Raw genomic sequence first — 26,659 nt, 5'->3', positions numbered from 1 at the left:
CGGCTGCTCAGGCGATGGCTGCGGCGGCGTAGCGGTTGGCGGGTCGGGCGAGGCCGAGCAGGCCGCGCAGGGTGTCGGCCTCGTAGGCTGTCCGGAAGCGGCCCCGGCGCTGCAGTTCGGGCACCAGGTCACGGCTGATGCGGGGCAGATCGTGCCCGGCGACGGCGGGCCGCAGCCGGAACCCGGTCAGCCCCTCGGCCGCCAGCTCCTCAAGAACATCGGCGAGTTGCTCGGCCGTGCCGGTGAATATCCGGGCGTCGCCGGTGTACGGCTCACCCGCGAGCGCGTCCAGCCGTTCCCGCCGGTCCCGCGCCTTCGCCGGGCTGTCGTCGAGGAACACGGCGAGGTCACCGAAGACGTGCAGGGTGTCCCCGGCGCGGCCCGCCGCCCGCTGCTCGGCGCGGATCTCGGCGACGATCGCGCGGGCCTGCTCCGCGTCGTGCGGCGTGACGTAGCCGATGTCGGCCTGGCGGGCGACCAGCCGGTACGGCACGGTCTGGTGGGCGAGGGCGGTGACCGGCGGCTGACCCTGGGGCGGGCGGGGCGTGATCGAGGGTCCCTTGACGCTGAAGTGGCGGCCCTCGAAGTCGATGTAGTGCAGCTTGTCCCGGTCGATGAAGCGGCCCGTCGCCGCTTCCCGGATCTCGGCCTCGTCCTCCCAGCTGTCCCAGAGCCGGCGCACCACTTCCACGTAGTCGGCGGCCTCGTCGAACAGTTCGGTGACGATCTCCTGGGCGGCCGGGCTGTCGTAGGCCTCGATCCGACCGATCGTACGGCGGCCGAAGTGGGCGGCCTCGTTCGGCCGGGCGCTGATCCGCACCCGCAGGCCCGCGCGGCCGGCGCTGACGTAGTCGAGGGTGGCGATCGCCTTGGAGATGTGGAACGGCTCGGTGTGTGTGACCACCACGGTCGGCACCAGGCCTATGTGCCGGGTGAGCGGAGCGACGCGGGAGGCGATGAGGACCGCGTCGAGCCGGCCGCGCACCTGGTCGGTGCGCTCGTCCGGGTCGAGGAAGTGCGCCGACTGGAGGCCGAGGCCGTCCTCGATGGTGACGAAGTCGACGAGGCCGCGTTCGGCCTCGGCCACCAGATCGGCCCAGTAGCCGGCGGTGAACAGGTCCCCGGGGCGGGCGACCGGCTCGCGCCAGGACGCGGGGTGCCACCCGGTGCCGTCCAGGGCGACGGCAAGGTGCAGAGGAGTGGGGCGGGTTGAGGACACGGCGGTGCCTTCCTTGATGTCCGTGACGAGAACACCGGCTCGCGAGGGCAGGTGTCGGCACGGGCGAGCGGCAGGGGCGGACCCGGGCCTTGAAGCTGGGCAGGCCTGGGGGAAAGGTCAGTGGCGACAGAGCGCGGCGGACACGCGCTTGAGGTCTATGTGCGGCCGGGATATCAGGCGGAGGGACCGGTACGGGCGCGGAGCACACAGCGGGAGAACCCGTGTCACGGCCGTCACCTCCGTCCGTCGGGCGGGGCGGGCCAGGTGAGCGGCCGCCTCGCGGATCTCGTCATGATTCACAACGCGCGGCCGACGCCGGTTGTTCCCGCGCCGCGAACCTGCTCGCGTCTTTCCGCACCCCGGACCTGGACGATGCGCGAGCGGCGGCGCCGAGAGGGGTGCCCATTTCGACGGTCCGCTTCAGGAACGGACCGGGCCGGGTCCGGGCGACGAGGCCGAGCATCTCGGGGACGTCGGCGGGCCCGAGCCGTACCGCGTCCGGGGCGGGTTCGGCGCACAGCGCGGTGTCGGCCAACTGCGCCCCCTCGCCGCCGCCTTCGGCCCGCCGGCCCCCGGGCACCCGGTCGACGGGCTTGACCCGTACGGTGGTTCCGGGACCGACCAGGGCGCGCAGGTCGTCCGGGGCGACCGGGTCCGCCGGGTGGGCCAGAGCAGCGAAGGCGTGGATGCCGTCCTGGCAGCGGGCGGCACGGCCGAGGCTCTCCCAGCCTTCGGCCGGGGGGACCCCCGTCTCGCCTCGCTCGGCGAGGTGGGCGTGCGGGCCGGTCAGGGCGGCCCGGACCGCGTTGTCGAGCACATGGGTGTCGGTGCCGGCTCCGCCTTCGCGGCGGTCGGTCTGCTGGGACACGGAGGCGGAGTCCTCTCGGCTCGGTCGGTCAGGAGTTGGTCAGCGGCAGGCCGGGCGGGTTGATCTCGGCCTTGGCGACGGCCTCGTTGGAGAGGTGGTAGGCATTGAGCCACTGGGCGTACTGACCGTGCTTGATCAGATGGTTGATGGCGTCGGCGAGCGGCTTGGCGAGGCCGCTGTCCTTCTTCGCCGTCGCCGCGATCAGGCCCTGGAGGCTCTCGCCCGCGCCGGAGAACTCGCCCGCGTTGCGGGTGGCGTTGGGTGTGTTCGCGACCTGGGTGATGTGGTAGGCGATGCCGGGGTTCGGGCCGAAGTAGGCGTCGATCTTTCCGCTGGCCAGGGCCAGGTAGGTGCTGTTGCGGTCCTGGAAGTACTTGATGGTGACCTTCTTGCCCTCCTTGGCCAGCTTGGCCTTCCACTCCAGGAGGATCTTCTCCTGGTTGGTGCCCGAGCTGACGGAGACGGTCCTGCCCGCGAGGTTCTCGTAGGTGCCGTCGAAGTTCCAGGTGCTCTTCTTCGGCACCTCCCAGGCGAGGTTGTCCTGGCGGTAGGAGGCGAACTCGTACTTCTTCTTGCGTTCCTCGGTGTCGGTGACGTTGGAGAAGGCGACGTCGACCTTGCCGCTGTCGATCCCGACGAAGAGGTTCTCCCAGGTGAAGTTCCTCAGCTCGGGCTTCAGGCCGAACACCGCGGCGACCAGGCGGCCGAGGTCGGGTTCGGAACCGGTGAGCGTCTTCTGGTCGCTGCCCACGTACGCCAGCGGCGGGAACCCGGCCGGCAGGGCGCCCTCCCCGATGACGAGCTTGCCGCTCCTGCGGACGGCGGCGGGCAGTTCGGCGCTGATGGACTTCACTTCGGACACCTTGACGGTGGTCTGCTTCGCGGCGCCGTTGGAGACCTGTCCGACCACGACCTCGCCGGACTTGGCGGTGTCCGTGGCGGTGGCCGCGTCGCTGTCGCCACCGCAGGCGGCGAGCCCGGTGGCGAGGGTGGCGACGGCGGTCGCCGCGGTGATGCCGCGCATCAGACTGCGTCGGGAGAGGTGGCTGCGCATGGCTGTCCTTGTCGTTCGGCACTGATCGGGGGAGAAGGAAGAAAAGGGCGGTCAGAGGACCTTGGCGAGGAAGTCGCGCGTCCGTTCGTGGCGGGGCCGGTCCAACACCTCTTCCGGCGGCCCCTGTTCGACGATCCGGCCGCCGTCGATGAAGACGATCCGGTCGGCGACCTCACGCGCGAAGCCGATCTCGTGGGTGACGATGACCAGAGTGGTGCCGCTGGTGGCGAGGTCCTTGATGACGGAGAGCACCTCGCCGACCGTCTCGGGATCGAGCGCGGAGGTCGGCTCGTCGAAGAGAATGATGCCGGGCCGCAGCGCGAGTGCGCGGGCGATGGCGACGCGCTGCTGCTGTCCGCCGGACAGCCGGCGCGGGTAGGCGCCGGTACGGTCGCCGAGACCGACCCGGGTGAGCAGTTCACGGGCCAGGTCCAGCGCTTCGGGCCTGGTCAGCTTCCCGGTGGCGACGGGCGCGGCGGCGACGTTGTCGAGGACGGTCAGGTGCGGGAAGAGGTTGAAGTTCTGGAAGACGAACCCGATCCGGCCGCGCTGGGCCAGGATGGCGCGCTCGCTGAGCTCCTTCAGCCGGCCGCCGCTGCCGCGCTTCACGCCGATCGGCTCACCGGCGACGCTGACGTGGCCGACGTCGGGTTTCTCCAGGTGGTTGATGACCCGCAGCAGGGTGGACTTGCCGGAGCCGGACGGGCCGATGACGACGGTGACCTCGCCGGGGCGCACGGTCAGGTCGATGCCGTCGAGCACGCGATGGGTGCCGTACCACTTGTGGACGCCGTGGACCTCCAGCGCGGCCGGAGTCGTCTCCAGGGTGTCGGTGACGGTCATACGGCGGCCTCCCTGCGCAGCCGGGCCCGGAACTCGGCGAGGCCCGCGCGCGCCTTCTGCAGCGGCGTCGGCGGCAGGGCGCGGGTGGCGCCCCGTGCGAAGTACCGCTCGACGTAGAACTGGACGACGGACACGGCGCTGGTGAGGATCAGGTACCAGACGGTGGCGACGAGCAGCAGCGGCACGATGTCGCCGGGGTAGGTGCTGCCCATGGTCTGCACGGAGCCGAAGAGGTCGAGCAGCGAGACGTAGAACACCAGCGAGGTGCTCTTGATCAGGCCGATCAGCTGGTTGACGTAGTTCGGTGTGATGGACCTCAGGGCCTGCGGGAAGACGATCCGGGTGAACTGGTAGCCCCTGGGCAGGCCGAGTGCGGCCGCCGCCTCGTGCTGGCCCTGGTCGACGGAGAGGATGCCGCCGCGTACGACCTCCGCGGCGTAGGCCGCCTCGTTGAGGCTGAGCCCGACCACGGCGACCGTCATGTCGGTGGCGAGGTGCGACTCGTCGAAGCGGACGAGGGCGGGGCCGAAGGGGATGCCGAGGCTCACCGTCTTGTACAGGGCGCTGAGGTTGTAGAGGAAGATCAGGACGACGATCAGCGGCACCGAGCGGAACAGCCAGGTGTAGGTCCAGCTCACGGCGCGCAGCACGGGGCTGCCGGACTGCCGGCCGAGGGCCAGCAGGATGCCGCCGAGGAGGCCGAAGACGGCACTGAGCGCGGCGACTTCGAGGGTGACGACCAGCCCGTCGAGGACGGTGGGACGCAGGAACCAGTAGCCGAAGCGGTCCCATTGGTAGAACGGGTTCGTGGCCAGTCCGTGCAAGAACTGCGCGACGAGCACCAGGACGACGGCGGTGGCGATCCACCGGCCGGGGCGGCGCAGCGGTTGAACTCGCTGTGCTTCGAGCGATTTTGACGGTGTGACGACGGATGGCGCCTCGACGAGGGAGACGGCGGCGCCTGACGGTTCACTCATGGCGGGCTCCGGCGGAGTCGGACACCCCCGGGTCGCGGCGCGCGGGTGCGGGCACCGCTGTGCCACTACGGCACGCGGCGGCGCACGGCAGCGGGCGGGAACCGGGGGCTGGGCGGGCAACGGCACACCGCGGGGGCGGTGTGCGTCAGGAACGCGAGGAGGAGCTGGAGAAGACAGGGCTGGAAAGGGTCGTCAGCCCCGGCAGCGGGCAGAGCCCGGTGCGGTACACAGTGCGCTGTTGACGCGGAGCAGATCGACGGCGCGGTCGGCGACGAGGAGCCCGGCGTACGACCGTACGCAGCCCTGGGGGCGGCTCACGGCCGTCCTGGGAGCTGCGTACATGGCGTCACCTGTCACTGTTCCGGCCCCGCGGGACCCTCGCGCTTACCGAAAACGTCATTCCGGTCCGGTCGTCACCTGGGGCACCCCACCGCGGTGCGAGGGTTGCCGGTCAGCGAGCCAGGGCTTGGCGCTGACGCTCATGACCGTTCTGAGCCGTAAGTAAGGCAGTTGTCCGTGCGAATGTCAACGGACGTCCGCGTGGTGGACGCCGCTCGACCGTTCCTCACCTGCGGGAAGCGTCCCCGGCATCCGCGGCGTGGCCCGCCCAGTCCAGGATCTGGACGGCGGCCCCCGCGGCCTCCAGGCCCCGGCAACGGCCGTGGTGGCGGCGGGAGATGCCGTCGAGGTCGAGATGGCGGCCGAAGGCGGGGTGGGCGGCCAGGCGGCGGGCGTAGGCCCACAGGGCGCGGTGGCCGGCGATGCGGTGGACGGCGGAGGCGTCGAGGTGGCAGCGGTGCACGGTGTCCAACTGCACCAGGGTGACCCACAGTTCGACGTCGGCCGCGGTGAGCCGGTCGTCGATCAGGTACTCCTCTCCGGCCAGCCGGTTCTCCAGCCGGCCCAGGGTGTCCAGGAGCACGTCCAGCGCGGCGGCCCGCTCGGCGGGGCCGGCGCCGGCCTGCCCGGCGCGCTGCGCGGCCTCCTCGATCCCCTCGGCGCACATCCGCTCGACGGCCTCGACGACCGACTCCAGGTCGCACGGGTACAGCGCGGCGCGACCCTCGTGCGGGAAGCGGTCGAGGTCGCGCAGGATGTCGCCGGCATGGGTGCTGACGATGCGTCCGGACCAGTCGTCGCTGAGCACGGGCGCGAGGGCCGGGCCGGTGTAGCGGTGGGCGCTCGCCTCGTACAGCGGGCGCAGCGCGGAGTGACCGCCGCCGGGACAGTCCGGTACGGCGGGCAGGAGCGTGACCGGACAACCGCCCTCCAGGCCGAGGAGGCTGTGTCCGACGGCGAGGCGCAGCCCGGCGGGGCACGCGGTCGACAGATGGAGCCGGTAGCGGTGCGGCACGGCGTAGTGGCCGCTGCGCGCGTCCCGGCCGATCCGGCCCCGGAAGAGGGGGGCGGTGCGGTGGGCCGGCGGGAGGGTGGCGAGCGGAGTGGTGGACATGCGTCTCCCCGGGTGGTGGGCGTGCGGATGTGCGCGGCGAGGGCGCGGGGGGCTCCGGCTCAGCGCTGAAGGCTGATCGCGCTGCAGACACGCAGCAGGTCGATGTGCCGACGGGAGGTGAGCAGGGGCGCGCACAACGGCGTACGACCCGCGAGGCCGGTACGCGTTCCGAGGCGCATCATGATTCCCTACCTGTTCACTAGGATTCCCACCTGGAGTGTCGATCGGGCATCCGACGACGTCAAGGGGGCGTCCACGCCTGGGACGGGGGCGGGGCGGAAAGGTGTCGCACCGAAGGCGTCCGGGGTCTCCTCAGGAGCAGAACAATGTGACATAGTACTGCCGTGGCAAAGCGACTGACCTGCGACGTCGTGGTCGTCGGAGCCGGCATGGTGGGCGCGGCCTGCGCCCTGTACGCCGCACGGGCCGGCCTCGACGTACGGGTGGTGGACCGGGGCCCGGTGGCCGGCGGCACCACCGGCGCCGGCGAGGGCAACCTGCTCGTCTCCGACAAGGAACCGGGCCCCGAACTCGACCTCGCCCTGCTGTCCGCCCGGCTGTGGGCACACCTGGGCGACGAGCTGGGAGCAGCCGTCGAGTACGAGCCCAAGGGCGGCCTGGTGGTCGCCTCCACCCCCGAGACGCTCGCCGCGCTGCACGTGTTCGCGAAGGGCCAGCGGTCCGCGGGAGTCGTGGCCGACCCGGTGAGCGCAGACCGACTTCCCTCTCTCGAGCCGCACTTGGCGCCCGGCCTGGCGGGCGGGATGCACTATCCGCAGGACGCCCAGGTCATGCCCGCCCTCGCCGCCGCCCATCTACTCCGTGCCTCCGGCGCCCGCCTGCACACGGGGCGGACGGTGACGGGGGTGCTGCGCACGGCCGACGGTACCGTGGCCGGCGTCCGCACCGACCGGGGCGACCTGCACGCACGGGCGGTGGTGAACGCGGCCGGCACCTGGGGCGGCGACCTCGCGGCGCTCGCCGGCGTCCGGTTGCCGGTGCTCCCCCGGCGCGGCTTCGTCCTGGTCACCGAGCCCCTGCCGCGGATGGTGCGGCACAAGGTGTACGCGGCGGACTACGTGGCCGACGTCGCGAGCGACTCGGCCGCACTGCGCACCTCGCCGGTGGTGGAGGGCACGGCCGCCGGCCCGGTGCTGATCGGCGCGAGCCGGGAGCGGGTCGGCTTCGACCGCTCGCTGTCGCTTGCGGCCGTACGGGCGCTCGCGGCCGGGGCGATCGGGCTGTTCCCGTTCCTGCAGCGGGTGCGCGCGCTGCGGTCGTACGCGGGCTTCCGGCCGTACCTGCCCGACCACCTCCCGGCGATCGGCCCCGACCTCCGCGTGCCGGGGCTGTTCCACGCCTGCGGACACGAGGGCGCCGGTATCGGACTGGCCGTCGGCACCGGGCAGTTGATCGCACAGGCGCTCACCGGGAAGACGCCGGAACTGGATCTCACGCCGTTCCGGCCGGAGCGGTTCGAGCAGGCAGGCACCGACGGAGGCGACACGGCATGAATCCCCTGGAACTGGCCCGGGCCCGCCCCGGCGAGGCCTTCACCGTCACCTTCGACGGGCGGCCCCTCGCGGCCCTGCCCGGGCAGACGGTCGCGGCGGCGCTGTGGGCGGCGGGGGTGACCTCCTGGCGCAGCACCCGCGGGGCGGGCCGGCCGCGCGGGGTGTTCTGCGGGATCGGGGTGTGCTTCGACTGCCTGGTGACCGTCAACGGGCGGGCGAACCAACGGGCTTGTCTGGTGCCGGTTCAGCCGGGCGATGTGCTGCGCACCCAGGAGGGGACTGGACGGGGCGATGACTGAGCGCGCGCATCTCGCCGTCGTCGGGGCCGGCCCGGCGGGGCTCGCCGGGGCACTGGCGGCGGCCGGCCGTGGCGTACGGGTCACCCTCGTCGACGCGGCCGAGCAGGCGGGCGGCCAGTTCCACCGGCAGCCCGCCCGCGCCCTCGGCGCCCACCGTCCCGAGGCCCTGCACCACCAGTGGCGCACCTGGGAGCGGCTGCGCGACGGCCTCGACCGGCACATCACCGCCGGGCGCATCACGCACCTGACGGATCATCATGTCTGGTGCGTGCAGCGCGAGTCCGGCGGGTTCACCGTGCACGCCCTGCGCGGCCCCGCGCAGGAGGAGGGGGTCGCCGTCCACGCCGACGCCGTGCTGCTCGCCACCGGCGGGTACGAGCGCGTGCTGCCCTTCCCCGGCTGGACGCTGCCCGGTGTCGTCACGGCGGGCGGCGCGCAGGCCATGCTCAAGGGCGGGCTGGTGCTGCCCGGCCGTACGGTCGTGGTCGCCGGTACCGGACCGCTGCTGCTGCCGGTGGCCACGGGGCTCGCCGCGGCGGGGGCGCGGGTGGCCGCGCTGGTCGAGTCCGCCGGTCCAGGCGCCGTACTGCGCCGCACTCCGGCCCTGGTGGCGGCAGGACCCGGCAAGCTCGCCGAAGGCGCCTGGTACGCGGGGCGGTTGCTGCGGCACAGGGTACGCACGCTGCCCCGGCACACCGTGCTGGAGGCGCACGGCACCGACCGGCTGGAGGCGGTCACCGTCGCCGCGCTGGAGCGGGACGGGCGGACCAGGCCCGGCAGCGCGCGCCGTATCCCCTGTGCCGCCCTCGCCGTCGGCCACGGCATGCTGCCGCACACCGACCTCGCCGAGACGCTCGGCTGCACGCTGGCCGGCACGGACGTACGAGTCGACGACGAGCAGCGCACCGATGTGCCCGGGGTCTGGGCCGCCGGGGAGACCACCGGGATCGGCGGCGCGGACCTCGCGCTCGCCGAGGGACACATCGCGGGCCGCTCCATCGCCGCCCGCCTGCGCGGCCACGCGCCCGACCCGCGTTCCTGGGCGGCGGCCGCCCGGGCCAGGACCCGGCAGCGCTCCTTCTTCGCGGCCCTGGAGACGGTGTACGCGTCGCCCCCGGGCTGGGCGGGCCGGATCACGGACGACACGGTGGTGTGCCGGTGCGAGGAGGTCACCGCCGGTCAGGTCCGTACGGCCGCCGGCGCACTCGGCGCGGGCGATCTGCGCACCGCCAAGCTGCTCACCCGGGCCGGGATGGGCTGGTGCCAGGGCCGGATGTGCGCGCCCGCGGTGGCCGGCCTGACCGGATGCCCGCTCTCTCCGGGCCGCCGTCCCTTCGCCCGGCCGGTGCCGCTCGGTGTCCTGGCGGACCTGCCCGACGACCCATCAGCCGAAGCACAGTGACATGTCACATCCCATGAACGCCCTATCGATGGGGGACCCTTCATGACCGACCCGCAGAACCGTCCCTGGCGCGGCGTCCTCGTCGCCACCGCGCTGCCCCTTCGCGCGGACCTCTCGATCGACTACGCCCGCTATGCCGAGCACTGCGCCTGGCTGGTGGCCAACGGATGTGACGGCGTCGTACCGAACGGCTCGCTCGGCGAGTACCAGGTGCTCACCGCCGAGGAGCGCGCCCGGGTGGTGGAGACGGCCGTGGCGGCGATCGGCGGCGAGCGGGTGATGCCGGGCGTCGCCGCGTACGGCTCGGCGGAGGCGCGGAGCTGGGCCGAGCGGGCGGGCGAGGCCGGCTGCGCGTCGGTGATGCTGCTGCCGCCCAACGCCTACCGCGCCGACGAGCGTTCCGTGCTCGCCCACTACACCGAGGTCGCGCGCGCGGGCCTGCCGGTGGTGGCGTACAACAACCCGATCGACACCAAGGTCGACCTGGTGCCCGAACTCCTCGCCCGGCTGCACGGCGAGGGCCACATCCATGGCGTCAAGGAGTTCTCCGGTGACGTCCGCCGGGCCTACCGCATCGCCGAACTCGCCCCGGACCTGGACCTGTTGATCGGCGCCGACGACGTCCTGCTGGAGCTGGCGGTGGCGGGCGCCAAGGGCTGGGTGGCCGGATATCCGAACGCCCTCCCCCGGGCCTCGGTGGAGCTGTACCGCGCCGCGCTGGCCGGCGACCTCACCACCGCGCTCCCCCTGTACCGGCAGCTCCACCCGCTGCTTCGCTGGGACTCCCGGGTGGAGTTCGTCCAGGCGATCAAGCTGTCGATGGACGTCGTCGGCCGGTACGGCGGCCCGGTGCGCCCGCCGCGCGTCCCGCTGCTCCCCGAGCAGGAGGCGGCGGTCCGCGCGGCCACCGAGAAGGCCGTCGCCGCGGGCCTCGGATAAGCCGGAGAAGGGAGTCGGACCATGCGCAGCAAGCTCGTCCTGCACGCCGTCGACTCGCACACCGAGGGCATGCCGACCCGGGTGATCACCGGCGGGATCGGCACCGTGCCGGGTGCGACGATGAACGAGCGGCGGCTGTACTTCCGTGAACACCGCGACCCCATCAAGCAGTTGCTGATGAACGAGCCGCGGGGCCACTCCGCGATGAGCGGCGCGATCCTGCAGCCGCCGAGCCGGCCCGACTGCGACTGGGGCGTCCTCTACATCGAGGTCTCCGGCCATCTGCCGATGTGCGGGCACGGCACCATCGGGGTGGCGACCGTCCTGGTCGAGACGGGCATGGTGGAGGTGGTGGAGCCGGTGACCACCATCCGGCTCGACACCCCGGCGGGTCCGGTGATCGCCGAGGTGGCGGTGGAGGACGGGGCCGCGCGGAACGTGACCCTGCGGAACGTGCCGTCGTTCGCCGTCGCCCTGGACCGCAAGATCACCCTGCCCGACGGGCGCACGGTCACCTACGACCTCGCCTACGGCGGCAACTTCTACGCGATCCTCCCGCTCGACGCCTTCGGGCTGCCCTTCGAGCGCGCCCGCAAGGACGACATCCTCGCGGCCGGTCTGACGCTCATGGACGCGATCAACTCCGAGGCGGAACCGGTGCATCCGGAGGACCCCTCCATCCGGGGCTGCCACCATGTCCACCTCTACGCGCCCGGCGCCACGGCACGCCACTCGCGCCACGCGATGGTCATCCACCCTGGCTGGTTCGACCGCTCCCCCTGCGGTACGGGCACCAGCGCGCGCATGGCGCAGCTGCACGCGCGCGGCGAACTGCCGTTGCACACCGAGTTCGTGAACGAGTCCTTCATCGGCACCCGCTTCACCGGACGGCTGCTCGGCACGACGGACGTCGCGGGCGTCCCCGCGGTCCTGCCCAGCTTCACCGGCCGCGCCTGGATCACCGGCACCGCCCAGTACCTCCTGGACCCCACCGACCCCTTCCCGGAGGGCTTCGTCCTCTAGACCGTCCTCTAGACTCACCCGGTGATGCGTGACATGGCACAGGACACGCGCGGCACGGAGATGCCCGCACTCCCCCAGCTCGGCGGCCGGCGCAGCAGCTACCGCGAGCGGGTCGCCGACGCGCTGCGCGCCGCGCTGATCGCCGGCGAACTGCGGCCGGGCGAGGTCTACTCCGCGCCCTCGCTCGCCGCCCGCTTCGGGGTCTCGGCGACGCCGGTGCGGGAAGCGATGCTGGACCTGGCCAAGGAGGGCCTGGTCGACACCGTGCCGAACAAGGGCTTCCGGGTGACGGCCGTCTCCGACAAGCAGCTCGACGAATTCACGCACATCCGCGCCCTCATCGAGATCCCGACCGTGGTCGCACTGGCCCGCACCGCCGACCGTGTCTCGCTGGAGGCGCTGCGCCCGGCGGCCCGCGAGATCGTCACGGCGGCGGTGGCGGGCGACCTGATCGCCTATGTCGAGGCCGACACCCGCTTCCACCTCGGCCTGCTCGCCCTCGCGGGCAACACCCACCTGGTCGAGGTGGTCGCAGACCTGCGCAAACGCTCCCGCCTCTACGGACTGACGGCCCTGGTCGAGGCCGGCCGACTGCTCGCCTCGGCCGAGGAGCACCTGGAGCTCCTCGACGCCCTTCTCGAACGGGACGAGAAGGCCGTACACGCGATCATGACCCGGCACCTGGGGCATGTGCGCAGCCTGTGGGCCGGCGGCGAGGACTAGGACGCCTGCGCACCGGCGATCTCGATCACCTGGCGCAACTGGCCGTCGGTGAGCCACCACACCTCGGAGAGCAGCTCGCCGGGCCCCGCGGCCGTCGTCCGCGTCCCGGCCACCGGGGCGCCGGTCAGCGCGGCCAGGTCCGGCGGCATGGAGGTGACCGCCGGCGCGAACGCCTTCGCCGTGGCCACGAGCCCCAGGTTCCGGTTGTGCACCAGAAGCATCAGCAGCGCGCCGGGACCGGTCGCCCCGGCGTACGACGGGGTCACCGGCGCGGAAGTCTCGCGGTTCTCCTCCGTCCGAACCACGGGCTTGTGCTGTGGCAGGGACGCCACGAACTCGCGCAGGGCACGGATGCCGTCCGGCGACCGCTCCACGGCGTGCCGCACGAGGTCCGGGACCAGGTTGCCGGCCCAGGGGTTCCACGGGCCGAGCCGCCGCAGCAGCGTGGGTGAGGCCGGGTGAGCACGCCCCGCAGCCACTCCTCGGGCACGCCGGCCCGCCGGGACAGGGAGCCTCCCGCGTGGGTCCTGGCGCCGGACATCTCGCGGTGCGAAGGCCATGTCATTGCACTTTTTCCGCTTTCCACCGGCCCGGACGGCACAAGAAACGGTGATTTTGCGGCGGGCGGGGGCATCCCGGACCATGGCCGGGTCCCGGCGATCCTGGGACACCTGTTCGATGAGAGGCGCACCACCCATGCACGTCACCGGAACCGCCCCCCAGCCGGCTCCGGCCTCCTCCGAGGACCTCAAGGCCACCGTCGCAGACCTTCACGAGACCACCGACGTCATCGACGGCCACGGTGCCCCCGGCAAGCACGCCCGCCGCTTCGGCCTGCCGGTCGCCACCGCGCTGGTCATGGGCAACATCATCGGCGGCGGCATCTTCCTGCTCCCCGCCTCCATCGCCCCGTACGGCTGGGTCAGCCTGGTCGCCTTCGGAGTGCTGACCGTGGGTGCCATCGCGCTCGCGCTGGTCTTCGGCCGGCTCGCCGCGCGCGACCCGCGTACCGGCGGGCCCTATGTCTACGCCCGCGAGGCCTTCGGTGACTTCGCCGGGTTCCTCGCCGCCTGGGCGTACTGGATCACCACCTGGGTGTCGAACGCGGCACTCGCCGTCGCCGCCGTCGGCTACCTGGACGTGCTGATCCCGGTCAACGACCACAAATGGACGGCGTGTCTGGCCGCCCTGCTGCTCCAGTGGCTGCCCGCCCTCGCCAACTTCGCCGGAACCCGGTACGTGGGCGCGGTCCAGCTGGTTTCGACGGTGCTGAAGTTCGTGCCGCTGCTGCTCGTCGCGGTCGGCGGTCTGTTCTTCTTCGACCCGTCCCGGCTCGGGCCCTTCAACGCCAGTGGTCACAGCGCCGTGGGTGCCGTCTCCGCCTCCGCCGCGCTGCTGCTCTTCTCCTACCTCGGGGTGGAGTCCGCCGCCGTGAGCGCCGGGGAGGTCAGGAACGCGCGCCGCAACGTGGGGCGCGCCACCGTGATCGGCACCGCGGGCGCCGCACTGGTCTATCTGCTGGGCACGCTGTCCGTCTTCGGCACGGTCGCGCACAACCGGCTGGTGACCTCCACGGCCCCCTTCTCCGACGCCGTGAACACGATGTTCGGGGGCGGCTGGGGCGGTACGGCGGTGGCGCTGGCGGCGCTGGTGTCGATGACCGGCTGCCTCAACGGCTGGACGCTGCTGAGCGCGCAGACTCCCTACGCCGCGGCCGAGGACGGTCTGTTCCCGGCCGCCTTCGCGCGCCGCCGCCGGGGCGTGCCGACGGTGGGCGTCGGCGTCACGGTCGTCCTCTCCTCCCTGCTCACGGCCTACAACTACCTGTCGGGCTCGGCGAAGGTGTTCGACGTCCTGGTCCTCGTCACCACGTTCACCGCGACCGTGCCGTACCTGCTGGCGACGGCGGCGCAGCTGTTCCACCTGGTCTCCGGCCGGTCGGTGGACCGGGGACGCCTGGTGCGGGACTCGGTGATCACCGTGATCGCGGCCGCGTTCTCCGTCTGGCTGATGGCCGGCGCCGGTTACGCGGCGGTGTACCAGGGCGTGCTGTTCCTGTTCGTCGGCATCCTGGTCTACGCGGTGATGGCGGCTCGCCGGCAGCGACGCGAGGCGTAGCCCCAGCGCCCGGCGCCGGGACCCTTCGCGGGCGTCAGGGCGTCGCGGCTGCGCCCGGAGTGCGGCGCCAGCAGCCGCCGGCCGCCGCCGCGGCGGCGTACTCCCGCAAGCTGCGGGCGGGGCGCCCGATCAGCCGGGGCACGGTGTCGAGCGGCTCGGTGTCGCCCAGGGCGCGGAGTGCGGCAAAGGCGGCGACGTCCCGCTCGATCGCCTCCGCCGGCCGGCCGAGGGCGGCCTGCGCGGCACGGTAGGCGTCCTCGCCGCCGTGGAACCTGACGGGCCGGCCGGAGACCTCCTCGATGACGGCGCACGCCTCGTGGAAAGACAGCGCCTGCGGCCCGGTCAGCTCGTACGACCGGCCGGCGTGCCCGGTCTCCGTCAGCACCCGGGCGGCCACCTCTCCGACGTCGTCCAGGTCCACGAAGCCCTGACGGCAGTCCCCGACCGGTACGGCCAGTTCCCCGGCGAGCACCGACGCGCGGAAGGGGCCCTCGTCGAAGTTCTGGTCGAACCAGTCGACGCGCAGGATCGTCCAGGCGGTCCCGGACTTCTTGACGATGTCCTCGGCGTCGAGAAGCCGCTGGTCCCCCATCGCCTCGATGGCGCGGCTGGAGAGCAGGACGACGTGACCGACGCCCAGGTCCGCCGCCAGGGCGACGAAGTCCGGGTCGACCGGGATGCCGTCGGGGGCCATCAGGAACATGCGGCCGGCGCCGCGCAGGACCGGCTCCCAGGTGCCGCGGTCGTGCCAGTCGAACGGGACGGCGCCGCGCCGGGAGGCGGCCCTGACCGGCGCGCCCAGCTTCCGCAGATGCGCGGCGACACGTCGGCCCGCGGAGCCGGTGGCTCCGATGACGAGGATCGGTGTGGTGCTCATGCCTCCTGAACGACGGCCGGGGCGGGAGGAAACGACCAGCCGGAGAAGTCATCGCATTCCCTGGGGCAATCAGTTCGCCTTGACGAGGGGACGCATCGCCACATCGAGCCCGAATATGATTTCCTGTTTTCAATCATATGGGTGAACCGTGAGCGGTCACGACGGAGGGGAGATGTCCATGTCCGAGCTGACGCAGACGGACGTGCGCCGGGCGTTCGACCAGGGGATGCCGGGGTTACGGGTGCCGGGCCGGGTCGTCGTCGTCGGTGCGGGTCTGTCGGGCCTCGCCGTGGCGTACGAACTGGCCGAGCGGGGCGGTGACGTCACCGTGCTGGAGGCGTCGGACCGGCCGGGAGGACGGGCGTACACGCTGCGCGCCCCCTTCGCCGACGGGCTGTACGCCGAGGCCGGCGCGATGACCCTCACGCCGCACTGCCACTACGCGATGCACTATCTGCGCGAGCTGGGGGTGGAACTCGACACGGCCGACCTGGTCGGCACACGGTTCTCGTACTTCGCCGGCGGCGGCTTCTTCGGTCCCGACGCCGACTCCCTCGACCGCGCCGGACTGCCCCTGGCTCCGCACGAGAAGGGGCTGAGCGTCGCCGACATGATCGACCGGTACGTGCGCCGCACCTACGAGGCACTGGAGCCCGACATCACGGCGGCCGACTGGGCGCCGACGCCACTCCTCGCGCCGTACGACCGGCGGTCGGTCCACGAGGTGCTGACCGGGCGCGGCGCCTCGCCGACGGCGATCGACCTGGTGGAGCCGCACTTCCTGGAGATGCGCGGAGGGGACCTCAAGACCGCCTCCGCCCTGTCCTGGCTGCGGCACGAAGCCGGCCCGCACTCGCTGGCCAACGCCGACGCCCGGTGGTCGAAGGTGAGGGGCGGCACGGACCGCTTCCCGCGGGCGTTCGCCGCACGGCTGAAGGACCGCATCCGCTATCGCGCTCCGGTGGTGCGGGTGACCCAGCACGACGACGGCGCGCGGGTCACCTTCCTGGACGGCACCCGGATGCACACCCTGGACGCGGAACGCGTGGTGGTGACCGTGCCGTTCAGCGCGATCCGGCACATCGACTTCACGGACGCCGGGCTGTCCGCGGCCAAGCGGGACGCCATGCGCCGGGTGACGTACTCGTCCATCGTGCGCATCTACCTGCAGATGCGCCGGCAGTTCTGGCCCCAGGACAACGCGAGCTTCTCCACCGATCTGCCGGTGCGCTGGGTGCGGGACGCCACGCCCCGGCTGCCCGGGCCCCGCAAGATACTGGAGTGCCTGATCACCGGCTGGCACGCCCGGGCCCTCGCCGTGCTCAGCCCCGAGGAGCGGGTCCGCTTCGCCCTGGACCAGGTCGAGCGGATGCTGCCGGGCGCCCGTGAGCACTTCGAGACCGGCACCTCGGTGGTCTGGGACCGGCAGCCGTACGTCGAGGGCGCCTACATCCTGCCCGAAGTGGGACACAGCTCCCTCATGCCGGCCATGCGCCGGCCGGAGGGCCGGCTGCACTTCGCCGGTGACCACACCTCGTTCGAGCCCAACGGCGGCTCGATGACCCTCGCACTGGAATCGGCCGCGCGGACCGTGCTGGAGCTGGGGGCTGCCGCGGGGGCGTGAGCGGCCGGGCGGCCCCCTGGGTCCTGTCGTCGAACTCCCTCCCCCAGCCTTCGGCCGGGGGGACCCCCGGAGCACGCACCTACGACGTACATAGCCGCTCCGCGGCGGGCGCGAGGCCCCCCTGCGGGCGGACGACGGGAGTTTGACGACAGGACCCAGCCCGCTCAGGCCAGCAGCAGGCCGAGCAGGTCCGCGCCCTCCACGGTCAGCACCGAGGCGGGGTGGAAGGCGAATCCTCCGGTGCGCGGACCGCGCAGGGCCGCCGGTTCACCGCGGTGCGGGCCGTACCAGAGGTTCAGGCCGAGCCGGCGGGCCCGGATGTCGGCGTCGGGGCCCGCCGACACGGTGTGTGTGCCGGCGTATCCCACCGTCACCCGCCGGCCGAGCACGTCGATCTCGTGCTGGGCCGGGGCCCCGCCCCACGGCCGTACGGTCCCGGCCAGGCCCAGCCCGCCGAGCAGGAGGTGGAAGCCGAGTCCGAAGCCGAACGTGGGCGTCCCACGGGCCAGGAACCGGGCCGCGAGGCCGCGCAGGCCGGCGATCCGGTCGTCTCCGGGGGCGAACGGGTCACCGGGACCCGGGCCGAGGATCACCGTGGTCCGGGGGTCGACGGACTCCGCCGCCGCGACCACCGCGCCCCAGGGGCGCACCTCGACCGTGTGGCCGAGCCCGCGCAGCATGGTGGCCAGCGCCGCCGTCTCCTCGCCTGCCGCGTCCACGAGCAGCACGGACCGGCCGGACTCCGGTCGGCCGCCCGGCCGTACGGGGTCGCGCCAGTGGGCGGACAGACGGGCGCGCCGGCGCGCCAGTTCGGCCGTCACCGACGGGTGCCGCGTCGGGGGGTCGAGGGGCTCCGGTGCGGTGACCCGGGGGCGCATCGCGCGGTCGGCGTCGCCCGGCCGGTCCCGGCCCGTGCCGCCGTCGCCGGTCCGCCCGGCGCCCTCGAACACCGACAGCAGGGCCGCTGCCTTGGCGCGGGTCTCGGCCGCCTCCGCGGCGGGGGCGGAGCGGGGTCCGACGGTGGCTCCGACGGACAGCTTCAGCCGACCCTGCCCGGACACCTCGAACGTTCGGATGAGCACGGCCGTGTCCAGGTCCTCCCGGCCCTCCCCGTCATGACCGAGCAGTGCGATCAGGCCGCCGTAGTAGCCCCGCCCGGTGGGTTCGCGCCGGGCGATGACACGGCAGGCGTCCGCGAACGGGCGGCCCACCGCCGTCGCCGCGAACAGCGTGCCGGCGAGCGTGTGCCGGACGGAGAGCGCGGCGGACCCGCTGATCCGGCAGGCGGTGTGCAGCACCCGGGCGAGGGGCCGCAGTTGAGGTCCCTCCAGCCGTATGTCACCGTCGCTGACCCGGCACAGCATGGCCAGTTCCGCGTCGATGACGGCGCCCAGTTCCTCGGACTCCTTGCGGTCGCGCAGGAACGCCACCAGGTCGGCGGCCGCCGGCGGTCCCCCGGGTGGCAACCGCAGCGTCCCGCACATCGGGCTCAGCGCGACCCGGCCGTGCCGGACCCGGACGTGGGCCTGCGGGGAGGCACCGGCCAGTGCGGCCCCGCGGGGGCCTCCCGTGTACACGGCGAACGTCCAGTGCGCGCCGGGCTCGACGGCCAGCAGCCGGTGGAACAAGGCGCCCACCGCCGCGGGCCCGTGGGCGCGCAGCCGGGCGGTGAGGTCCCTGCGGATCAGGACGTGCAGTCCGGTGCCCGCGACGTCGTGGTCCACGACCTCGCGTACCACGTCGGCGTACTCTGCGTCGGTGCCGTCGAACCCGGCGTCGTCCCAGGCCGGTTCCGTCCCGTGGCGGGCGGCGGCGAGAGCCGCGGCGAGGGCGTCGACGCCGGCCGTGTACCGCCGGCGGATCCGCAGCACCCGCAGCGGTGTGCCGTCGTCGCGGCAGTCCAGTCCGCATTCGGCCAGACAGCGGTAGGGCAGCAGGGCCAGGGCGTGCGGGCCGCCGCCCGGCCGGGGCGGACCCGCGGGCAGGTCGGTCACGCGGGGGACGGTGTCCATGGTTCCGGTGAACACCTCGAACTCTCCGGGGCCTGCCCCGTCCCGCGTACGACGGCGTACCAGGGCGAAGGGGGGAGGGTCGGAGGCGGTGAACAGTTCGGCCAGCATGACCGAAGATGATTGCTCCACAGAACATTCCTCCCGGGCTTTTCCCTGCAGACCGGCTTGTTTCATTTCCGTCTGGTTACTATTTGCTGGTCCCTGCACGTGGATCCCCCGAACCCAGCGAGGTGTCATGCGGATAGCGGTGATCGGAGCCGGCCCCGGCGGGCTGTACACGGCCTGCCTCGTCAAGCGCCTGCGGCCCCAGGACGTCGTGGAGGTCTGGGAGGCCGACGCGGCAGGTGACACATTCGGGTTCGGTGTCGTCTTCTCCGACGGTGCGCTCGGCGGTATCGAGGCGGCGGACCCCGTACTGTTCGCAGCCGTCACGGCCGAGTTCGCGCGCTGGACGCGGATCGACGTCCACTACCGCGGCCGGACCCAGCACAACGAGGGGTACGGGTTCGCCGCGATCGGCCGGCACACCCTGCTCCGGCTGCTGCGCGAGCGCTGCGCCGGCCTCGGGGTGCGGCTGCACTTCGGCACCCCGGCGCCACTGGTGTCCCGGCTGCGCGCCGCGTACGACCTCGTCGTCGCCGCGGACGGCGTCGGATCGCAGACCCGGGCCCGGCACCCGGCCGCGTTCGGCACGGAACGCCGGACGGCCGGTGCGCGATACATGTGGCTCGGCACGGACCGGCCGTTCGACGCGCTCACCTTCGCCGTCGTGGAGACCGAGCACGGCCCGATGCAGGCTCACGCCTACCCGTACGCCGACGGCCGCGGCACGTTCATCGTCGAGGTCGGCGACGCGGTGTGGCACGCGGCCGGTTTCGAGGCCGCGGAGCGCCGGTCCGGCGAGGCGGCGGGCGACGGGCGGAGCATCGCGAGGGTCGCGGAGTTCTTCTCCGAGCTGCTGGACGGGCACGGGCTGTGGGGCAACCGGTCGTACTGGGGACGCTTCGTCGCCGTACGCAACCGGAGCTGGAACCACGGCAACCTCGTCCTCCTCGGCGACAGCGCGCACACCACGCACTTCTCGATCGGTTCGGGCACCAAGCTGGCCATGGAGGACGCCCTGGCCCTCGCCACGGCCCTGCACGACCATCGGGAGCTTCCCGAGGCGCTGGCGGCCTATCAGGACGAGCGGCGGCCCGCCGTGGAGCGGATGCAGCGGACCGCGCTGACCAGCCTGGAGTGGTTCGAGAACATCGACCGCTGTGTCGGGCTGCCCCCGGAGGCGTTCAACGCGCATCTGCTCACCCGCAGCGGCCGGCTCAGCCGCGACGATCTTCCGGCGGTCGATCCCGAGCGCGTCGGACGGATCCGCCGGCGGTTCGCAGACGCGGCCTGAACCGCGGGGTCCGGGCGGCACGAGGGCCGCTCAGCCGCCCCGGACCCGCCGTTCGGCCATCGAGTCGCCGCCCACGAACCAGTGCTCGGGTGCGCACTCGTCCACCGTCACCCGGATCACGTCCCGTGGGGTGCCCAGCGTGGCGTGCACGGCGTCGGTGAGAGCGCGGGCGAGCGCGGCGATCTCCTCCTCGCCGCGGCCGCTCAGCAAGGTGACGTGGATGAGGGGCATGAGAACTCCTTGTCCGTGCGGGGGCATGGGGCGCGGGGGCATGGGGCGCGGGGGCATGGGGCGCGGGGGCGGCGGTCAGAGGTGACCGTGTGCGGCGAGGTCCTCGGCCAGGCACCGGCCGGTGTGCGAGGCACGTGCCCGCACCAGGTCGGCCGGGGTGCCCTCGAAGACCACCCGGCCGCCGTGCCGGCCGGCCTCGGGGCCGAGGTCGATGATCCAGTCGGCGTACTTCAGCACGTCCAGGTCGTGTTCGATCACCACCACCGTGTTGCCGCCGTCGACCAGCCGGTCGAAGAGGGCGAGCAGCTTGCCCAGGTCCGTCATGTGCAGACCGGTGGAGGGCTCGTCGAAGACGTAGACGCTGCCGGAGGTGTGCAGCCGGTGGGCCAGTTTCAGCCGCTGGCGTTCACCGCCGGAGAGGGTGGACAGGGACCGGCCGAGGGTGAGGTAGCCCAGGCCCACCTCGGTGAGCAGGGCAAGCCTGCGGCGGACGGGCTCCTCCTCGAAGAACGCCCTGGCCTCCTCGGCCGTCATGCCGAGGACGTCCACGATGGTCCTGCCGGACAGGGTGTGGCGCAGCGCCTCGTCGTTGAACCGGCGTCCCGCGCAGCGCTCGCAGACCGTGGTGACCGGGTCCATGAAGGCGAGGTCGGTCTCGATCACGCCCCGTCCCTGGCACTCGGGGCAGGCGCCCGCGGAGTTGAAGCTGAACAGTGCGGGGTCGGCGCCCGAGGCGCGGGCGAACAGCCGCCGGACGGTGTCCATGATGTCGACGTAGGTCGCGGGAGTGGACCGGGAGGAGATCCCGATCGAGGACTGGTCGACCACGACCGCCCCTTCTCGGTGCCGGGCGACCAGTTCCCGGGCGAGCGAGCTCTTGCCCGAACCGGCGACGCCGCTCAGCGCCACCAGCACGCCGGTGGGCACGTCGACCGTGACGTCCTGGAGGTTGTGCAGCCGGGCCCCGTCGACCGTCAGACTGCCTCGAGGGGTCCGGGGTGCGGGCTTCAGACCGGGCACCGAGGCCAGGCCGCGTCCGGTCGGGGTGGCGGCGGCGCGTAATCCGGCCAGGGTTCCCTCGTAGACCACCTCGCCCCCCTGGCCGCCCGCGCCCGGACCCATGTCGACCACATGGTCGGCGATGGCGATCACGTCCCGGTCGTGCTCCACCACGAGCACCGTGTTGCCCTTGTCGCGCAGCCCGAGCAGCAGCTCGTTCAGGCGCCGCACGTCGCGCGGGTGCAGACCCACGCTCGGCTCGTCGAAGATGTACGTCAGCCCGGTCAGGCTGCTGCCCAGGTGGCGCACCGTCTTCAGGCGCTGGGCCTCGCCTCCGGAGAGGGTGGCGGTCTGGCGGTCGAGGCTGAGATAGCCGAGTCCGACCGCCTCGATCCTGCGCAGCGCGGACAGCGCCCCCTGCACCACCGGTTTGACCGCCGGGGCGTCGATCCGCTCCAGGCGCCCGATCAGATCGGTGACCTCCAGGGCGGCGTAGTCGGCGATGGTGTCCGCGCCGATGCGCGACGCGAGCGCGGCCGGTCCCAGCCGGGCGCCGCCGCAGGTCGCGCAGGGGCCCTCCGTCACGACCCGCTCCACCGCCGCGCGCTCCTTCGGCTTGAGGGCGTCCAGCCCCGGCTTGAGGTAGCGGCGGGTGAAGCGCAGCACGATCCCTTCGTACTCGTTCTTGTAGACGCCGTGCCGGCCTGCCCGGTCGACCTTGAACCCCGAGCCGTGCAGCAGCAGTTCGCGGTCGTCCGCGGAGAACTCGCGCAGCGGCAGGTCGGGATCGAAGAGCCCCGACTCCCCGTACAGCTGCCACTGGAAGGTGCCCACCGCGAAGGCCGGGAACCGGATGGCGCCCTGGTTGAGGCTCCTGTCCTCGTCCAGCAGCCGGCCGAGGTCCAGCCGCACGGTGGATCCGAGCCCCTCGCACTCCGGGCACATGCCCCGCGGGTCGTTGAAGGAGTACATGTGCGAGGGGCCGGCGCTGGGCCTGCCGTGCCGGGAGAACAGCACCCGCAGCATGGGGTGGATCTCGGTCATGGTGCCGACCGTGGAGCGGGCGTTGCCGCCGACCGGGCGCTGGTCGATCACGATCGCGGTGGACAGGTTCTCGATGACCTCCGCGTCGGGCCGCTCGAACTTGGGCAGCCGGTTGCGGATGAACGCCGGGTAGGTCTCGTTCAGCTGCCGCTGCGACTCGACGGCGATCGTCCCGAACACCAGCGAGGACTTGCCGGAACCCGACACCCCGGTGAAGACGGTCAGCCGCCCCTTGGGAATGCGCAGGCTGACGCCCTTGAGGTTGTTCTGCCGGGCCTCGCCCAGAACGATGCAGTCAGCCGGGTCCGGTGACGGGTGGGACGCCATGCCGTTCCTCTTCCACGTACGAGCCATCAGATGATTTCCTCTGGGAAATTTATCCCATCCAGGGTCCTTCCTCAATCGGCGACGGCGTAGGCCTGCGCGCCGCGCGGGCTGGCCGCGGCAATGACCATGTCGTCCCTGCTCATTCCGGTGGCGCAGACCTTGCTCAGGGTGTAGTCGGCCACCGTGCGCACCGTGTGGCCGCGCCGCCGGAGCTCCTCGATGGTTTCCACCGGCATCCCCTCCTCGACGACCAGGGTCCCGGGAGCGAACCGTCGCGGGGTGAAGGAGGTCGGCACGTGATCGGTGTGGAAGGTGCGCGCCTCGACGGCCTCCTGCACCCCCATGCCGTGCTCGGCGTAGCGCAGGAAGAACTCCAGGGTCCACTGGTCCTGCTGGTCTCCGCCCGGCGTGCCGAACGCGAGAAGAGGCCTGCCCTCCCGGAGCACCAGGGTCGGGCTGAGCGTGGTGCGCGGGCGCTTGCCCGGTGCCAGCGCGTTGGCGTGGCCGCGGGTCAGGGTGGCCATCTGCCCGCGCGTGCCGAGCGGGAAGCCCAGGCCGGGCACCACGGGAGAGCTCTTCAGCCAGCCGCCGCTCGGTGTCGCGACGACCATGTTGCCGCGGGCGTCGACGGCCGTGACACAGCAGGTGTCGCCCCGGGCGGCGGTGGAGCGCAGCACCGCCGGGATGCCCTCCTCCAGCTCGCCGAGCCAGGCGGGGCCGGCCGGTCCGGCGGACTCGTCGTGGATCGGCGGCAGCACGGGGGCCCGGCCGCCGGGCGAGCCCGGCCGCAGCTCCCCGGACGCCTCCCGGCCGATCAGCGCGCGGCGGGCCGCCGTGTAGTCCGGGTCGAGCAGGGCGTCCATCGGCACCTGGGCGTGGGCGGGATCGCCGTACCAGGCCTCACGGTCGGCGAACGCCAGTTTCGCCGCCTCCGTGACGCAGTGCAGGAAGTCGGCGCTGTGCGGACCCGTGCCCGCGAGGTCGAAGCCCTGCAGGAGCGCGAGTTGCTGCAGGAAGACGGGGCCCTGGGACCAGGGCCCCGCCTTGTGCACCGTGAGGGCGCCGTGCCGCAGGGAGAGCGAAGGCTCCACCGTCGGCCGCCAGCCGGCCATGTCGGCGCCGGTCAGCAGCCCGCGATGGCGGCGGCCCGTCGCGTCGATCTCCTCGGCCGTCGCCAGATAGTGGTCGACGGCCTCGGCCACGAAGCCCTCGTAGAAGGCGCGCACGGCCGCGTCGATCTGTTTGTCCCGGTCGGCTCCGGCCGCCCTGGCCTCGTCCAGGATCCGCCGGTAGGTCCGGGCGAGGTCCGGGTTGGTCATGCGCGAGCCGGGCCGCGGCGCGACGCCGCCGACCAGGTAGGTGCGCGCGGACTCCGTCCACTCGTCGCGGAACAGGTCCTGCATGGCCCGGATCATCTCCGCGGCCTTGGGCAGCAGGGGGTAGCCGTGCTCGGCGTAGCCGACCGCCGGCTCAAGGACGTCCTCCAGGCGCAGGGTGCCGTACTCGGCGAGGACCCGCAGCCAGGCGCCGAACGCGCCGGGCACCACCGCGGGAAGGAGACCGGAGCCGGGGATCACCGACAGGCCGAGGTCCTCGAACCGCTCGATGGTCGCGGCCCGCGGCATCGGGCCCTGTCCGCAGACGACGTCGACCTGCCCGGACCCGGCCCGGTGGGCCAGGACGGGCACGTCTCCGCCCGGCCCGTTGAGGTGGGGCTCCACCACCTGGATGACGAACGCGGCGGCCACGGCCGCGTCGAACGCGTTGCCCCCCTTGTCGTACATCCGGAATCCCGCGGCCGAGGCCAGCCAGTGGGTCGAGGCGACCGCGCCCCGGGTACCGCGCAGCTCTGGACGGAACAACACAGTCGGGTTCCTCTCGTCTTGGTTGCGATCGTCGTTGCGCTCTTGGTTCTGAGTGCCTGCTGGTGAGCGTCCGGGCCCGATCAGCCGGTGACGGCGGTCGTTCGGGGCAGGCGCATCCGGCCGGCGGCGGTGGCCACCACCTCTCCGGTCACCTCGGCCGCGACCGCCCGGCCGCCGCGCACGGTCACCGCGCAGTCGAGCCGGGCGGGCCGGCCCAGCCCCTCGCCCTGCCGGACGCGGTAGGCCCAGGTGCCGTCCGCCGGCACCCGGCCGGACTGGGCGAGCCAGGCGCCCAGTCCGAGGGCGGCGGAGGCGCACGCCGGGTCCTCGGGCATGCCGTAGCCGGGGGCGAACACCCTCACCTCGGCCCGTTGCGCACGGCTGTCATGGGCGACGACCACCGCGTCGGGGCAGCCGGACCACACCGGGTGCTCCGGGTGGTGCACGGCGCGGGCGACCGCCTCGGGCCGTACCGGCAACACATGGAACGCCGGTCCGAACCCGGTCACGCAGGGCTCGGCCACCAGATCGCCGGCGGTGAGACCGCACGCCGCGAGGAGTGGGGCGGGATCCAGGGGCTCGGGTGGCACGGGCTCGCCCCGGACCCGGAGCGAGGCCCGCCGGTCGTTCGCCCGCACGGTCAACAGCCGCCCGCCGCACTCCTGCACCGACTCCCCGGCCGGCAGGCGGCCCAGCCGGACGAGGGTGGTGGCCGTGCCCACCGCGGAGTGCCCCCCGTACGGCGACTCCCGCTCCGGGGTGAAGACCCGGACCCGGTGAGTGGCCCCGGCCGACTCGGGAGGCAGGACGAACGCCGTCTCGGTGAGCCCGATCTCGCAGGCGACGGCCCGCATTCCGGTGTCGTCCAGTGCCGTCGCGTCCGGGACCACCCCGAGCGCGCAGCCCTCGAACGCGGTGTCCGTGAACATGTCGACGATCTCGTAGTCGATCACGGCCGCTCCCCGGACCGGGCGGTCAGCACGTCCTCGGCGATCCGCTCCAGCACCCGCACGCTGCCCTGATAGGGGAAGGAGGGCCGGGGCCAGTGCACGACGAAGTCGGTGACGCCGAGTTCGCCGAAGCGGCCGACGGCGTCACGGTAGGCCTCGACGGAGTCCAGCGTGCCGCCCACCACGGCGCCGGTGAGCAGCAGCCGGCGCAGCGTGGACGGATCGCGCCCGGTCTGCTCACAGGCCTCGTCCAGGCGCGCCAGCTGCTCCTTGATCGCCGGCAGCGTCTCCTCGTACGGCACGGCGTCGAAGTTGCCGGGCGCCCCTGCGGTGATCCACAGCGCGGCGTGGCGGGCGGCCAGCCGCATGCCGCGCGGCCCGGTCGCCGCGATGGCGAACGGCACCCGGGGCACGGTCAGGCAGCCCGGCCGCATCGGCACCTCCCGGACGTCGTAGTAGGCGCCCGTGTACGTGGTGCTGGGCCGGCTCAGCAGCTGGTCCAGCAGCTCCACGAACTCGGCGAAACGGTCCGCGCGTTGCCGCGGGGAGTAGGCGGTCGGGTCGACCACGCGGTCGTCGAGGCCGCCGGCCCCCGCGCCCAGACCGCAGACGAACCGGCCGCCGGCGATGTCCTCGAGGGTCATCACGTCCTTGGCCAGTGTCACCGGGTGCCGATAGGTGGGGGTGGCCACCATGGTGCCCACGGTCAGGGTCGAGGTGGCCGCGGCGGCGGCCGCCAGGGCGGGTACGGCGCCGAACCAGGGCTCGTCGCGCAGCCACCGCCACATCAGCTGGTCGTAGGTCCAGGCGTGATCGAAGCCGAACTCCTCGGCGCGCGCCCACAGTTCGCGGGCCCGCGGCCACCGGTGCTCGGGCAGGACGACGACTCCGTGCCGCACGGT

25 protein-coding genes and 1 riboswitch are annotated in these 26,659 nt (G+C 73.2%); of the genes, 9 read left to right on the top strand and 16 right to left on the bottom strand.

Annotated elements, in window-relative coordinates:
- Positions 1–7 precede the first annotated feature (7 nt).
- From SRB17_RS08330 to SRB17_RS47525, 8 genes are all read right to left on the bottom strand, one after another.
- Complete coding sequence (locus tag SRB17_RS08330; RefSeq protein ID WP_323375180.1) at positions 8–1,219, bottom strand: LLM class flavin-dependent oxidoreductase; 1,212 nt, start codon at positions 1,217–1,219, stop codon at positions 8–10.
- Between the two features lie 289 nt (positions 1,220–1,508).
- The gene (locus SRB17_RS08325; protein ID WP_194293945.1) at positions 1,509–2,087 is read right to left on the bottom strand and encodes a hypothetical protein; all 579 of its coding nucleotides are present in this window, start codon (positions 2,085–2,087) and stop codon (positions 1,509–1,511) included.
- Positions 2,088–2,115: 28 nt separating this feature from the next.
- Positions 2,116–3,141: an ABC transporter substrate-binding protein gene (locus SRB17_RS08320; protein WP_153536369.1), complete on the bottom strand. Its 1,026-nt coding sequence runs from the start codon at positions 3,139–3,141 to the stop codon at positions 2,116–2,118.
- Positions 3,142–3,192: 51 nt separating this feature from the next.
- A complete protein-coding gene (locus SRB17_RS08315; RefSeq protein WP_153536367.1) occupies positions 3,193–3,984 on the bottom strand; it encodes an amino acid ABC transporter ATP-binding protein in 792 nt (263 codons plus the stop codon).
- A complete protein-coding gene (locus SRB17_RS08310; protein WP_153536365.1) occupies positions 3,981–4,961 on the bottom strand; it encodes an amino acid ABC transporter permease in 981 nt (326 codons plus the stop codon). The genes SRB17_RS08315 and SRB17_RS08310 overlap by 4 nt, the downstream gene beginning before the upstream one ends.
- 192 nt (positions 4,962–5,153) lie before the next feature.
- The gene (locus SRB17_RS08305; RefSeq protein WP_153536363.1) at positions 5,154–5,303 is read right to left on the bottom strand and encodes a hypothetical protein; all 150 of its coding nucleotides are present in this window, start codon (positions 5,301–5,303) and stop codon (positions 5,154–5,156) included.
- A 33-nt stretch (positions 5,304–5,336) separates the two neighbouring features.
- A riboswitch (SAM riboswitch) is annotated at positions 5,337–5,448 on the bottom strand.
- A 78-nt stretch (positions 5,449–5,526) separates the two neighbouring features.
- Entirely contained in the window at positions 5,527–6,414 is an 888-nt protein-coding gene (locus tag SRB17_RS08300; RefSeq protein ID WP_153536361.1) for a glutathione S-transferase C-terminal domain-containing protein, read from the bottom strand.
- Positions 6,415–6,473: 59 nt separating this feature from the next.
- Positions 6,474–6,596: a putative leader peptide gene (locus SRB17_RS47525; RefSeq protein WP_267133416.1), complete on the bottom strand. Its 123-nt coding sequence runs from the start codon at positions 6,594–6,596 to the stop codon at positions 6,474–6,476.
- Positions 6,597–6,758: 162 nt separating this feature from the next.
- On the opposite strand from SRB17_RS47525, the gene SRB17_RS08295 reads away from it, so the two are divergent.
- Genes SRB17_RS08295 through SRB17_RS08270 form a run of 6 tightly spaced genes read left to right on the top strand, consistent with a single transcriptional unit; the run spans position 6,759 to position 12,314 of the window.
- Positions 6,759–7,928, top strand: coding sequence for an FAD-binding oxidoreductase (locus SRB17_RS08295; RefSeq protein WP_323375179.1), 1,170 nt, complete (start codon positions 6,759–6,761; stop codon positions 7,926–7,928).
- Entirely contained in the window at positions 7,925–8,227 is a 303-nt protein-coding gene (locus tag SRB17_RS08290) for a (2Fe-2S)-binding protein (RefSeq protein ID WP_153536359.1), read from the top strand. The genes SRB17_RS08295 and SRB17_RS08290 overlap by 4 nt, the downstream gene beginning before the upstream one ends.
- A complete protein-coding gene (locus SRB17_RS08285) occupies positions 8,220–9,629 on the top strand; it encodes an FAD-dependent oxidoreductase (RefSeq protein WP_153536356.1) in 1,410 nt (469 codons plus the stop codon). Before SRB17_RS08290 ends, SRB17_RS08285 begins: the two co-directional genes overlap by 8 nt.
- Before the next feature lie 42 nt (positions 9,630–9,671).
- Positions 9,672–10,568: a dihydrodipicolinate synthase family protein gene (locus tag SRB17_RS08280; protein ID WP_153536354.1), complete on the top strand. Its 897-nt coding sequence runs from the start codon at positions 9,672–9,674 to the stop codon at positions 10,566–10,568.
- 21 nt (positions 10,569–10,589) lie between these two features.
- The gene (locus tag SRB17_RS08275) at positions 10,590–11,591 is read left to right on the top strand and encodes a proline racemase family protein (protein WP_153536352.1); all 1,002 of its coding nucleotides are present in this window, start codon (positions 10,590–10,592) and stop codon (positions 11,589–11,591) included.
- 33 nt (positions 11,592–11,624) lie between these two features.
- A complete protein-coding gene (locus SRB17_RS08270) occupies positions 11,625–12,314 on the top strand; it encodes a GntR family transcriptional regulator (RefSeq protein ID WP_228395923.1) in 690 nt (229 codons plus the stop codon).
- On the opposite strand, the gene SRB17_RS08265 is transcribed toward SRB17_RS08270, so the two are convergent.
- Positions 12,311–12,793 carry a hypothetical protein gene (locus SRB17_RS08265; RefSeq protein ID WP_153536348.1) on the bottom strand — a complete coding sequence of 161 codons (483 nt, stop codon included), beginning with the start codon at positions 12,791–12,793 and terminating at the stop codon, positions 12,311–12,313. The two genes, SRB17_RS08270 and SRB17_RS08265, sit on opposite strands and share 4 nt — an antisense overlap.
- 217 nt (positions 12,794–13,010) lie before the next feature.
- Here SRB17_RS08265 and SRB17_RS08260 point away from each other — a divergent pair, with 217 nt between their 5' ends.
- Positions 13,011–14,432, top strand: a complete 1,422-nt coding sequence (locus tag SRB17_RS08260) for an amino acid permease (RefSeq protein WP_153536346.1) — start codon at positions 13,011–13,013, stop codon at positions 14,430–14,432.
- A 34-nt stretch (positions 14,433–14,466) separates the two neighbouring features.
- Here the strand turns inward: SRB17_RS08260 and SRB17_RS08255 are convergent, their stop codons facing one another.
- Positions 14,467–15,309: an NmrA family transcriptional regulator gene (locus SRB17_RS08255; protein ID WP_153536343.1), complete on the bottom strand. Its 843-nt coding sequence runs from the start codon at positions 15,307–15,309 to the stop codon at positions 14,467–14,469.
- A gap of 178 nt (positions 15,310–15,487) precedes the next feature.
- On the opposite strand from SRB17_RS08255, the gene SRB17_RS08250 reads away from it, so the two are divergent.
- A complete protein-coding gene (locus tag SRB17_RS08250) occupies positions 15,488–16,933 on the top strand; it encodes a flavin monoamine oxidase family protein (RefSeq protein ID WP_153536341.1) in 1,446 nt (481 codons plus the stop codon).
- Between the two features lie 164 nt (positions 16,934–17,097).
- Here the strand turns inward: SRB17_RS08250 and SRB17_RS08245 are convergent, their stop codons facing one another.
- On the bottom strand, positions 17,098–19,074 hold the full coding sequence (locus SRB17_RS08245) for a chorismate-binding protein (protein WP_323375178.1): 1,977 nt from the start codon (positions 19,072–19,074) through the stop codon (positions 17,098–17,100).
- Positions 19,075–19,180: 106 nt separating this feature from the next.
- On the opposite strand from SRB17_RS08245, the gene SRB17_RS08240 reads away from it, so the two are divergent.
- Positions 19,181–20,341, top strand: a complete 1,161-nt coding sequence (locus tag SRB17_RS08240) for an FAD-dependent monooxygenase (RefSeq protein ID WP_194293943.1) — start codon at positions 19,181–19,183, stop codon at positions 20,339–20,341.
- Between the two features lie 30 nt (positions 20,342–20,371).
- Here SRB17_RS08240 and SRB17_RS08235 read toward each other — a convergent pair whose 3' ends face one another.
- From SRB17_RS08235 to SRB17_RS08215, 5 genes are all read right to left on the bottom strand, one after another.
- The gene (locus SRB17_RS08235; RefSeq protein WP_153536335.1) at positions 20,372–20,572 is read right to left on the bottom strand and encodes a 2-hydroxymuconate tautomerase; all 201 of its coding nucleotides are present in this window, start codon (positions 20,570–20,572) and stop codon (positions 20,372–20,374) included.
- Between the two features lie 75 nt (positions 20,573–20,647).
- Complete coding sequence (locus SRB17_RS08230) at positions 20,648–22,969, bottom strand: ATP-binding cassette domain-containing protein (protein ID WP_416237033.1); 2,322 nt, start codon at positions 22,967–22,969, stop codon at positions 20,648–20,650.
- 44 nt (positions 22,970–23,013) lie between these two features.
- The gene (locus SRB17_RS08225) at positions 23,014–24,807 is read right to left on the bottom strand and encodes a gamma-glutamyltransferase family protein (RefSeq protein ID WP_323375177.1); all 1,794 of its coding nucleotides are present in this window, start codon (positions 24,805–24,807) and stop codon (positions 23,014–23,016) included.
- An 80-nt stretch (positions 24,808–24,887) separates the two neighbouring features.
- Positions 24,888–25,760: a PhzF family phenazine biosynthesis protein gene (locus SRB17_RS08220; protein WP_153536333.1), complete on the bottom strand. Its 873-nt coding sequence runs from the start codon at positions 25,758–25,760 to the stop codon at positions 24,888–24,890.
- A complete protein-coding gene (locus SRB17_RS08215; RefSeq protein WP_323375176.1) occupies positions 25,757–26,656 on the bottom strand; it encodes an LLM class flavin-dependent oxidoreductase in 900 nt (299 codons plus the stop codon). The genes SRB17_RS08220 and SRB17_RS08215 overlap by 4 nt, the downstream gene beginning before the upstream one ends.
- Between the last annotated feature and the right edge of the window lie 3 nt (positions 26,657–26,659).

The organism is Streptomyces sp. RB17 (genome assembly GCF_009604455.1).
Classification (GTDB): Bacteria; Actinomycetota; Actinomycetes; order Streptomycetales; family Streptomycetaceae; genus Streptomyces.
This window is presented reverse-complemented; position numbering and strand designations above follow the sequence as displayed.

Bases quoted from the DNA above. Each gene is read 5' to 3' on its own strand.
- SRB17_RS08320 (WP_153536369.1), bottom strand. From the start codon at position 3,141: ATGCGCAGCCACCTCTCCCGACGCAGTCTGATGCGCGGCATCACCGCG.
- SRB17_RS08315 (WP_153536367.1), bottom strand. From the start codon at position 3,984: ATGACCGTCACCGACACCCTGGAGACGACTCCGGCCGCGCTGGAGGTC.
- SRB17_RS08310 (WP_153536365.1), bottom strand. From the start codon at position 4,961: ATGAGTGAACCGTCAGGCGCCGCCGTCTCCCTCGTCGAGGCGCCATCC.
- SRB17_RS08305 (WP_153536363.1), bottom strand. From the start codon at position 5,303: ATGTACGCAGCTCCCAGGACGGCCGTGAGCCGCCCCCAGGGCTGCGTA.
- SRB17_RS08300 (WP_153536361.1), bottom strand. From the start codon at position 6,414: ATGTCCACCACTCCGCTCGCCACCCTCCCGCCGGCCCACCGCACCGCC.
- SRB17_RS47525 (WP_267133416.1), bottom strand. From the start codon at position 6,596: ATGATGCGCCTCGGAACGCGTACCGGCCTCGCGGGTCGTACGCCGTTG.
- SRB17_RS08290 (WP_153536359.1), top strand. From the start codon at position 7,925: ATGAATCCCCTGGAACTGGCCCGGGCCCGCCCCGGCGAGGCCTTCACC.
- SRB17_RS08285 (WP_153536356.1), top strand. From the start codon at position 8,220: ATGACTGAGCGCGCGCATCTCGCCGTCGTCGGGGCCGGCCCGGCGGGG.
- SRB17_RS08280 (WP_153536354.1), top strand. From the start codon at position 9,672: ATGACCGACCCGCAGAACCGTCCCTGGCGCGGCGTCCTCGTCGCCACC.
- SRB17_RS08275 (WP_153536352.1), top strand. From the start codon at position 10,590: ATGCGCAGCAAGCTCGTCCTGCACGCCGTCGACTCGCACACCGAGGGC.
- SRB17_RS08270 (WP_228395923.1), top strand. From the start codon at position 11,625: ATGGCACAGGACACGCGCGGCACGGAGATGCCCGCACTCCCCCAGCTC.
- SRB17_RS08260 (WP_153536346.1), top strand. From the start codon at position 13,011: ATGCACGTCACCGGAACCGCCCCCCAGCCGGCTCCGGCCTCCTCCGAG.
- SRB17_RS08255 (WP_153536343.1), bottom strand. From the start codon at position 15,309: ATGAGCACCACACCGATCCTCGTCATCGGAGCCACCGGCTCCGCGGGC.
- SRB17_RS08250 (WP_153536341.1), top strand. From the start codon at position 15,488: ATGTCCGAGCTGACGCAGACGGACGTGCGCCGGGCGTTCGACCAGGGG.
- SRB17_RS08240 (WP_194293943.1), top strand. From the start codon at position 19,181: ATGCGGATAGCGGTGATCGGAGCCGGCCCCGGCGGGCTGTACACGGCC.
- SRB17_RS08235 (WP_153536335.1), bottom strand. From the start codon at position 20,572: ATGCCCCTCATCCACGTCACCTTGCTGAGCGGCCGCGGCGAGGAGGAG.
- SRB17_RS08230 (WP_416237033.1), bottom strand. From the start codon at position 22,969: ATGGCTCGTACGTGGAAGAGGAACGGCATGGCGTCCCACCCGTCACCG.